General features: G+C 42.8%; 7 protein-coding genes. 5 read left to right on the forward strand and 2 right to left on the reverse strand.

Annotation, left to right across the window (positions count from 1 at the left end; all coding sequences use genetic code 11):
* A partial coding sequence (locus tag WC222_12440) for a hypothetical protein (GenBank protein ID MFA6917194.1) occupies positions 1 to 2681 on the reverse strand: 2681 nt, incomplete at its 3' end.
* A 194-nt stretch (positions 2682 to 2875) separates the two neighbouring features.
* Between WC222_12440 and sppA the strand changes: the two genes are divergently transcribed.
* The 5 genes from sppA to WC222_12465 are packed head-to-tail and all read left to right on the forward strand — an operon-like array spanning position 2876 to position 9458.
* Positions 2876 to 3931 (forward strand): signal peptide peptidase SppA, encoded by a 1056-nt coding sequence (gene sppA, locus WC222_12445; protein MFA6917195.1) that lies wholly within the window; start codon positions 2876 to 2878, stop codon positions 3929 to 3931.
* A 5-nt stretch (positions 3932 to 3936) separates the two neighbouring features.
* Positions 3937 to 6591, forward strand: coding sequence for a DNA polymerase I (gene polA / locus WC222_12450; protein MFA6917196.1), 2655 nt, complete (start codon positions 3937 to 3939; stop codon positions 6589 to 6591).
* A 2-nt stretch (positions 6592 to 6593) separates the two neighbouring features.
* Positions 6594 to 7190: a dephospho-CoA kinase gene (gene coaE / locus WC222_12455; protein ID MFA6917197.1), complete on the forward strand. Its 597-nt coding sequence runs from the start codon at positions 6594 to 6596 to the stop codon at positions 7188 to 7190.
* Between the two features lie 27 nt (positions 7191 to 7217).
* Positions 7218 to 8600 carry a transcription termination factor Rho gene (gene rho, locus WC222_12460; protein ID MFA6917198.1) on the forward strand — a complete coding sequence of 461 codons (1383 nt, stop codon included), beginning with the start codon at positions 7218 to 7220 and terminating at the stop codon, positions 8598 to 8600.
* Positions 8601 to 8618: 18 nt separating this feature from the next.
* On the forward strand, positions 8619 to 9458 hold the full coding sequence (locus WC222_12465; GenBank protein ID MFA6917199.1) for a hypothetical protein: 840 nt from the start codon (positions 8619 to 8621) through the stop codon (positions 9456 to 9458).
* A 69-nt stretch (positions 9459 to 9527) separates the two neighbouring features.
* Here WC222_12465 and WC222_12470 read toward each other — a convergent pair whose 3' ends face one another.
* Positions 9528 to 9983 carry a hypothetical protein gene (locus WC222_12470; protein MFA6917200.1) on the reverse strand — a complete coding sequence of 152 codons (456 nt, stop codon included), beginning with the start codon at positions 9981 to 9983 and terminating at the stop codon, positions 9528 to 9530.
* Between the last annotated feature and the right edge of the window lie 103 nt (positions 9984 to 10086).

Below are 10086 nucleotides of genomic sequence, written 5' to 3' on the forward strand. Positions count from 1 at the left end.
CGAATAGGGGTAATCTTACCACCTATTTCTCTAAGAAATTCCCCACCATTAAATCTGATGGATAGTAAATTTCGATTCGCACTAAAGATCTTTTTAATCTGCGTGATTCCATCGGGAAGAAGAAGCAACCATCGATGATTTCCATCCAGATTAATGTGCGTTAAATTCTTCATTTTGTGAACATTCTGGACTATTTCCATTAAAAGCATGGAAGGAATCTCGTTTGATCTTAAGTCTAATTTTCTTAGTTGCGTCAATTTGCTAATCTCATTTGAAACAAGTGTCCATTCATTGAAAGACCAAGGGTGGGTAAGATTCATGAGACCTGTAATTCTAAGCTTTTGAAGTTTTGGCAATGTTTGAAGCGTTTTTATTGTTTTCAAAAGCAGATCTAGTTTTATGCTACATGAGGATAAATCAATAGAAACTAAATTCTTAAGATGGTGGGCATTCTCAATAAATGATTTTGTATCCTCTTCGAGATACAAAAAACTCATTTGTAAATGCTTTAGTAACGGGACTTCATGGAAATGTTCTGTGATTCTATTATTCAGCGAAGATTTGAGATTGCAATGGCTGCCAAGCTCTAAGACTTCTAATTGAGGCAAATAAGGCAATAGGTTTATAAGCCTGTCATACTCAGAATCATCCAAGAACCCATCAGAAAATCTGATCTCACGTATTTTTAAAGGAGCTTCTACAATATGATCTGTACCTAAATTATTTAATTCCTCTATAGATACTACCCGATACGGGTTTGCTATTTTTACAACTTCCAAATGTTTAAATTTTAAAAAATGATCCAGCCCCCTAAGTGGAGAGTAACAGGGATCAAACTCAAGGCATATCTGACGCAAATTTTTAAGTTTTGTTATGGCCGCCATAAAATTAGCTGCTGTTTGCAAAGATACACTAATTACGGGACCCTGCATTAATTCTACAAGTGAAGTTACAGGCTTTTGATAGCGGATAGACAAGCTTTTCAGTCCCTTTAATCCACCTAGAGCATTCGTTAATGCTCTGATTGCAGCCTCCCCTGATCCAATTTCATATTCAATTTCTAAAGTATGCAGGTTGGGTAGGTCTTTAATTTTATGTATTATGGATGCACATTTATCTAAGCTCAGCAAATCCAGGACTAGATGTTCTAAGTTCGTAAACTTTGCAATATTGTGTTCAATGACATCTGCATTAAAGCGTGACTCTAATTTTAGGGTTTTAAGCGATGGAGCCTCCAAATAATTCACAAAGGACATCCAGTAATATATCATGCCTGAAGAACTATACATGCTATTTGTCAGGTCTAACTCCTCTAAGCAGAGGAATTTCGACCATTCTTGCGAGAGTTCTCTATGAAAACGATCTATAACCACACTTCCCGCTCTATCTTGTTCTTCAAAATTTGTTAAAGAATCTATAGCCTTTTTTATTGCTTCATCTATGAGATCGTCTTCGATAAAGCACATTTGAAGACTTAAGCCCTTAAGATCAGGAAAGCGCACAGGTAATGTTTTAAGTAAGCCAAACTGAATTTCGCAATTTGTTAGTTCTATATAATCTATTTGTTTAAAGACACTAAGCAATTCCACAAGTTGCTGATTACTCGGAAGTTTATGAGGGTCGTTGAGATTAAAACACTTTAATTTATCATGGTTTCGTCTTAGGAAAGCTACAAGCCGTGTGTGTGTCAAATCTAATGAGGATAAATCTAGTTTACGAGCATTCAGACGTTTGACAATTTCTGTTTCGGCAAGAGCCCTTAATGTTCTATCTGTTGCCTGTATATTTAACAGCTCTCGATCAGGCAAAAACTGTACAATTCTTTCCAACATATCCAGAGGGAGATGTTCAAACTTTAGGTTAGGTCTACGGCTTACTATTTCAAAATGATTTGCTCTCTCCACAATATCTAAATAAAGGGTCTTGGATTCGTCTTTCTCAACGTATTCATTGAATAGTGCTTCTACAACTAACTTTGGAACACCATTTAATTGTTTGATCAGCTCTGAGCTTATTTTTTTGGAATCTGCGTCTTCTAGAGAGTTCAGCGCCTCTTCCCATTTAGGAAAATCAAATTGATCTTTATCAAGCGTGATCAAGACCTGTTCATTTTCAGTTTCAAAATCGCTGGGAAGTCCAAGAATAATGGTATCTCTTTCCAAAATCTGTTGAGCGATCATTTGATCGTAGATACTTTGCAATGTAGCCTTGATTTGTGCCGGTGAAACAGGCTGAGACGTAGCATAGAAGTGTTGTTTAACTGCAATCTTTTCTTCGGAACTCCAAGAGCTTGAAGCTTCTTCTAATTGCTGATTGACATCTAAGACATAAAGCAAATGCCCTCTTATCTCTGCAAATCTTTCTGCAGTAAAATCAGGATCTTCAAATAGTCTTGCATATTTGGATTCAAGACCGTGCTTGGCAAAGATCGATTTTGCAGTATTAAGATATTCTACTTTAAAGGCTTGGACAGTAGTTTTTACTTGCTCAACATAGTAATTTTCCAAAAAGGAAAACAACGTGAATTGAGATAAAAAACGTGTAATACGGAAGGTAAGCAACAAGCTTTCTAAGCTATGTCCTAGGGCACTGTAATTGAGAGAAAAAGAATCGGCCGGGTGAAGCCTAGCATGTGTTTCGTACAACCTACCGATATTTATAAAATTCGAATTTGAAATCATTACAGCAGACCTTCATAAATAATATATGAAAAATTATAATGTATTATTATTAAGATCGAATTAAGAACGTTACCACACTAATTGATGTTCATTTAAAGACTGCAGTTATTCTAACGGGTTTTCCTTTCAGTTTTGCATTTATATGTAGGATATACTATTCTATAGGATCTTATTTTCTTACCCTCATACCTATTATGCGTGAATCACTCATCAAATCTACATTCCGCTCCTGTCTGGTTGCCCTAGGAGGCGTCTTTGGGGTGGGATTGGCTCTATTTCTTATTGCTCTTCTCTTCTCTACACTCTCCCAGGAAAATAAAACCAAACTCAAGATCGACACTGATTTCAAACAGATCATTGCCCCCAATGCCAAAGGTGTGCGCCAAGAAATGTCGAAATCTGATCCGGTGATCCTGCAATTAAATATCCAAGGCGTCATTGGCACCGACAAACTTAATGCCAACCGTATTGAAGAGCTATTAGTAGAGTCAAGAGAAGGCGATTTGCAAAATGACCGTGTGAAAGCTATTCTATTGAACATTAATAGTCCGGGAGGTTCTGCGACCGACTCCGACGCTATTTATAATGCGATCATGCAATACAAAAAAACGTATCAAGTCCCTGTTTATGCATATATAGATGGTATCTGCGCATCCGGCGGCTACTACATTGCTTGCGCTGCGGATAAGATCTATTCCCGCGATACAGCCATTGTCGGAAGCATCGGCGTCCTTTTTTCTTCCCCTTTCTTTAATGTCACCCAAGTGATGGAAAAAATCGGCGTCAGCGCTGCAACGATCTCCGCCGGAAAAGACAAAGACATGCTCAACCCCTTCCGCCCCTGGAAAGAAGATGAGAAAACTAACCTTCAATCTATCGCCGACGGCTTATATTACGATTTCGTCAGTATAGTCAGCGCCAATAGACCCAAAGTCGACCGTGAAAAACTCGTCTCCGAATATGGCGCCAATGTCTATCTAGCAAGAAATGCCCTCGAATATGGATTGATTGACGAAGCTAACGCTAGCCGCAACACGGTGTTGCAAGCCCTCATCAAAGAATTGAATATTTTTGACGATGATTATCAGGTAGTTTACTTAGAAAAGAAAAACTGGCTGGTCGAATTCCTCACAGAGCAGCACGCATCCACTCCTTTATCAAACCACATCTACCATCATCTTGATTTAGGGAATGGCGTCCCATCAGAACTTTATGGCAAACCTCTTTACCTCTATAGACCAGAATATTGATTAATATGTCCCAACTTCTCATTATCGATGCGTCAGGCTATCTGTACGCATCTTACCACGCTATCCAAAACATGACCAACAGCAAGGGCGAATCGACAAATGCCTTGTTCGGTTTTGTAAACTCTGTGACAAAAATCCTGAGTTCTTTTGATACTCCGCATATAGTGGTGGTTTTCGACGGCCCCAACAATACACAATCGCGTAAAGAATTGTATGCTGATTACAAGGCCACAAGAAAAGAAACACCTAAAGACCTCCCTTATCAAGTGGCTTGGGCTAAAGAGTATTGCTCCCTTAAAGGACTGCCCTTCGTAGAGAAAAGTGGCGTTGAAGCCGATGATACAATGGCAAGTATTGCATTATGGGCCTCCTCCCAAGGTCATGAGGTTTTCGTTTTCACTGCCGATAAAGACATGTGCCAAATCGTCAATGACAAGGTACGTCTAGTCCACACGCGCAAAGAGAACAAGATCATTGGCCCAGCAGAAGTCGAAGAGATCCATGGCGTACCTCCACATATGATCCCCGACTATTTAGCCATGATCGGTGATACTTCCGACAACGTCCCAGGACTGCCCGGTTTCGGCCCTAAGACTGCAGCGTCCATGCTTAAAGAATGCGGGACGCTGGAATCGATCTTGGACAACCCTGAGAAATCTTGCAGCGGGAAGAAATTGGAAACCATCCGTGCATATGTCGACACTATCCGTTTAAGTAAAAAGCTTGTGACAGTGGATACGCAGATTCCTTTTGAGATCCCTTCCGACCTTTTCCACATCATGCCTGCCCATACTGAAGGCTTAAAGCTGTTTTACAGCCAGAAAGACTTCCATTCCATGCTGCGTAACTTGGCTGCTGACAAAAAAGCCACTCACGAAGAAGTCGTCCACTACCATCTCGTGGATGATGAACAGCACTTTCAAGAGCTGATCAATGCCATTGCACAGCAAAAAGAAGTCTGCTTCGATACGGAAACAACCAATGTGGATCCATTGAAGGCTCAACTCGTAGGGATAGGCTTCGGCTGGGAACCTGGCCATGCCTGGTACGTTCCGACAAACGGGAAATTAGGCAAACAAAGAGTCTTGGAGGGTTTAAAACAAATTTTCGCCCTACCTACGCCCGGTTTTTACGGCCACAATGCCAAATACGATAGCCACGTTCTTGAGAATGAAGGCATTCACGTTCAAACCCTCTCCTTTGATACTTTGTTGACCTCCTATCTTCTCAACGCCCACCAGCGTCAGCATTCTTTAGATGTCCTTAGCTTCCATTACTTTGAAAAACAAAAGATCCCGATCGCAGATCTCATTGGCAAAGGCAAAAACGAAATAACGATGGACCAAGTCCCGCTCGATAAGATCAGTACCTATTGCTGCGAAGATATCGACTACACGGTCCGCTTAAAAGACGTCCTCCAAAAGGAATTGCACGAACGGAAACTAGATGCTGTCCTCTTCGAACTCGAACTCCCCCTCATGAGAGTCCTTCAGCAAATGGAACGTCACGGTATCTATATCGATGCGGAAAAACTCGCCGTATTCGGAGTGGAGTTGAATGCCCACCTCAATGAACTCAAAGATAAGATACAGTCACTTGCCGGAGAACCTTTTAACCTCAATTCTCCTCTCCAGCTTAGTCAAATACTAGAAAAATTAGGTGTAAGGACCGCTAAAAAAACGACCAGTGGTATGTCCACAAGTGCAGATGAGTTGGAAAAAGTACGTCATCAGCACCCTATCATCGATCTAATGCTAGAATACCGCACATTAGAAAAACTACGCTCTACCTACGTTGATACCCTCCCCACTCAGATCAACACCAAAGATAGCCGCATCCACTGCAATTTCAACCAAACAGTGGCAGCGACGGGCAGGTTAGCTAGCCAAGACCCCAACCTCCAAAATATTCCCGTCCGAACCGAGCTAGGCCAACGTATCCGCGAAGCCTTCAAACCGCAAAAAGAGGGCTGGAGCTTTCTCGCTGCCGACTATTCTCAAATCGAACTGCGCCTCCTAGCACACCTCTGCGAAGACGAGCATCTCGTCGGAGCCTTCGAAAGGGGCGAAGATATCCACCGCAGCACCGCCGCCGCCATTTTCCAGACTCCGCTGCAAGAGGTCACCGATCAGCAACGTTATCAAGCTAAAGCCGTCAACTTCGGCATCCTCTACGGACAGCAAGCCTTCGGCCTTTCTCAAACGATTAACATTCCTGTCAAAGAAGCCGAAACTTTCATTAAAACCTATTTCGAACGTTTCCCACGTATTAAGGGCTTTCTCGAAAAATATAAAGAACAAGCCCGCGCCACAGGAAAAGCAGTGACCATCATCGGCCGCGAAAGGATCATCCCTGAAATCTCCAGCCGCAACCCGCAAATCCGCGCCGCTGCGGAACGTTTAGCTATCAATACTCCTATCCAAGGGACTGCTGCTGATCTGATCAAGTTGGCCATGCTAAAAATCGACGCTGTCCTCGAAGCAGAAAAATTGAAAGCTTACATGATTTTGCAGATTCACGATGAGCTGATCTTTGAAGTTCCCGACGAAGAAATTCCCCGCTTGAGAGAACTCGTTAAGAACACAATGGAAAATGTAATTGACCTGCGCGTTCCTTTAGAAGTAAACATCGCCATTGGCAAAAATTGGAAAGAGTGTTAATTTTGAAGAAAGTTGCTGTTACAGGCGGACTTGCCAGTGGCAAGACTACTGTTTGCGATATTTTCCACAGTCTAGGTGCCGAAGTCGTCCACGCTGACGCTATCGTGCATCAGTTGCTGTCCAGCGATTCCCAAATTATCCAGGCCGTTATTAGACTCATTGGCCAAGAAGCGCTTGAAGGCAATCAACTTAACCGTGCAATAATCGCAAAGATAGTTTTTGACAAACCCGAACTATTAAGTTCACTAGAAGAAATTCTTCATCCCGCCGTACAAAGAAAGATTGAAGAACGTTTTTCACAGGTTTGCGCATCCAACGACGCACCCCTTTTCGTCGCCGAGATTCCCCTCCTCTTCGAAAGCGGTGCAGAAAAATTTTATGATTTGACTATCTGTGTACTAGCTGACACAGAAGAACGTCAGCGGCGCTACCTCCATCGGCAAAAAGACTTTGTCAATGACTTTGAGAAGCGCCAACAAAAACAATGGACGCAAGAGCGTAAAGCCGAACTTGCAGATATCATCCTCTATAATAACGGGAGTTTTGAAGAGCTCAAAGAAAATATCACAACGCTCTTCCACTCTTTAACCCAAACCTAAAACCTTTAATTAGGAGCCTTTCAAATAATGGATTCTGAAAATACCGAAGCCGAGTCAATCACTCAGGAGCACGAGGAGTCCTCTGCGCGCGAAAGAAGCCAAACCCATCACCGCTCTCATAGTAACGACAAAAATGCCACTCCCATAGAGCAAGAAATCATAAAAATCGCCGACATCCAAAGGATGAACAGCGACCAATTAAGCCAATTCGGAAAAAACTACGGCCTTAAGCACCTAGCTTCCCTGACGAAATCGCAAGCTGTGTTTGAAATCGTTAAGCTGATCTCCGAAAACCCTAACGAAGTGCTTTTCGGCGAAGGCGTCCTTGAAGTCCTCCCCGACGGCTTCGGCTTTCTACGCTCCCCTAACTACAACTACCTGCCTTCTCCCGAAGATATTTATGTCTCTCCAGCACAAATCCGCCGTTTCGACCTGCGTAAAGGCGACACCATCTACGGCACTATCCGCCCACCTAAAGAGAAAGAAAAATACTTCGCAATGCTTAAAGTGGAGACCATCAACGGCGTCACTCCGGAGAAAGCCCGCGAACGTGTCCTCTTTGAAAACCTTACACCTCTATACCCTAGCGAACGCTTGGTCATGGAAACGACACGTGACAAACTATCCACACGTGTACTTGACCTAGCCGCCCCTATCGGTAAAGGCCAGCGCGGACTGATCGTCGCTCCTCCCCGCTCCGGTAAGACGATCATTATGCAAAACATTGCTAATGCTATCGCTACTAACAACAAAGAAGTGATCCTGATGGTATTGCTCATCGACGAGCGCCCTGAAGAAGTCACCGATATGCAACGTATCGTCAAAGGCGAAGTCATCGCTTCCACATTTGACGAACCCCCCGAGCGCCACGTCCAAATCGCTGAGATGACAATTGAAAAAGCACGCCGCCAAGTAGAACATGGCCGCGATGTCGTCATCCTCCTCGACAACCTGACACGTCTAGCCCGCGCATACAATACAGTCCAGCCGCACTCCGGCAAGATCCTTACAGGTGGTGTAGATGCTAACGCCTTGCATAAACCCAAACGTTTCTTCGGTGCTGCACGTAACATCGAAGAAGGCGGCTCGCTCACTATCATCGCTACTGCGTTGATTGAAACGGGCTCACGTATGGACGAGGTTATCTTTGAAGAATTCAAAGGTACCGGTAACATGGAACTTGTACTAGACCGCAAACTAGCCGACAGACGTACATTCCCAGCAGTGGATATTCTCAAGAGCGGTACACGTAAAGAAGAACTCCTTTACCATCCTGATGAACTGGAAAAAATCTTCCTCTTGCGTCAAGCAGTGGCTGATCTTTCCTCTGTGGATGCAATGAATCTAGTTCTTAACCGTTTAAGAAAAACCAATAGCAATATAGAGTTCCTATTGTCGGTAAAAGAGTAAATTCCTGTGGGAGGAAATATGGGTTTCGCTAAGTGGTCCGCTGCCGCGTTGCTGTTCTCCGTTATGCTTTGGGCATTATGGATCTACTTCGATCCCATTTCCTCCACTCTAAACGCCTATGTTGAAAATGGCGATTTCATCACTCTGGAAGCACGTTTTACTCAGGAAGAAATTCTAGAGGCACAAAGAAACGTACTTTTGGGAGGAAATACCCGCTCTTACAAAGGCATTTCCACTAAATATCTCCCCTACCTGCTTTTGGAAGTAAAATATACCGGACAGGATAAAAAAACACGTGAAGGAATGGTTCTTTGGAGCCTCTTCGATGGTGAAATCCTCCTCAATACCGAAACAGGCCAACGTACCCATGGGTATTTTGACGCCATCTCCAATAACGCCACCGGAAATGATTACAGGATCTTGCAATCACTATCACGCAGCGGCGGAGTATTAGCGATAGACCAACTTCAGCGTGAATTACGCCTAGAAGAGGAAGCTGTTGAAAATTGGATAGCCAGTGCTCGTACGAAGCATTTGATCACTCAGAAAGGCAATATCCTACAACTGCACTTCCAAAACCCCAAACTAGTCGTCACACCCCAAAGCACCATCGTGCAGCGTGTCGTCACCAAGCCCTACAGCCAAGCGGATTGGCTGCCTAAAAAGTTTACCCGTAGTCAAATCGAAGTGAGTGCCAAAGCGGCATTCGGCAACGATTTCTCCGTTCGCGCTGCGCAGGAGATCTACCTTCCCGTCTTCAGCATCGAAGTCCAAAATCCCGATGGGTCCACACTCACAAGCTACTGGAATCCCTTAAACGGACAACAGATTTCACAAGGTTATTTAGGCTATAGATAATTAACTTCTGTCTTAAATGAACATAGCCATAATTCTATTTTGCGAAGCGAAACGTTCTTTAGTATTGAGTTACGCTGCTTTATAAGTACTTTTCAAGAAGAACTGGTTAGAGGATAAACGAAGATTTGTAGGTTCCGGCTCTACTTTCACATATTTTTTTCTTAAAAAGTTAGTCAATACACAGCCAAACATAATGCCATTAAAGATTGAAAACACTTTAAAAGCAATTCCTGAAACAGGAATTCCTTTGTTAAAATGACAAGCAATAGCTAATACAGAGGCACTAAGGCCTGAAATCTTGCCATAGAATGGATTGAATTCTGTAAAGTGATAGTAACGGTTTGAAGGTTTTGATTGATTCAATGACTGACTACTTTTTGAATAACATATTGCGATCCCTCCCCCTAAAATTGTTGTTGCAGCAAATAGGAGAGGATTAGCCACTGCTGAAGCAGCACAACCCACAACAAAAAAAGGATTCTCTTTGCAATATTGAATTGCAGGTTGAATTGATTCAAAAGCCATAAATTAACTCACTTAATATTAAAAATTAACAACTCAATTCACACTTATAATGCCGGCATTGATAAACCATAAAACAAGTTCTAGGGACTTTGACATGCATGAC

Source organism: Parachlamydiales bacterium, from assembly GCA_041671045.1.
Classification (GTDB): domain Bacteria; phylum Chlamydiota; class Chlamydiia; order Chlamydiales; family JABDDJ01; genus JABDDJ01.

What these genes read in the sequence shown, in the direction of transcription:
- sppA (MFA6917195.1), top strand. Translation starts at nt 2,876, where the DNA reads ATGCGTGAATCACTCATCAAATCTACATTCCGCTCCTGTCTGGTTGCC.
- polA (MFA6917196.1), top strand. Translation starts at nt 3,937, where the DNA reads ATGTCCCAACTTCTCATTATCGATGCGTCAGGCTATCTGTACGCATCT.
- rho (MFA6917198.1), top strand. Translation starts at nt 7,218, where the DNA reads ATGGATTCTGAAAATACCGAAGCCGAGTCAATCACTCAGGAGCACGAG.
- WC222_12465 (MFA6917199.1), top strand. Translation starts at nt 8,619, where the DNA reads ATGGGTTTCGCTAAGTGGTCCGCTGCCGCGTTGCTGTTCTCCGTTATG.
- WC222_12470 (MFA6917200.1), bottom strand. Translation starts at nt 9,983, where the DNA reads ATGGCTTTTGAATCAATTCAACCTGCAATTCAATATTGCAAAGAGAAT.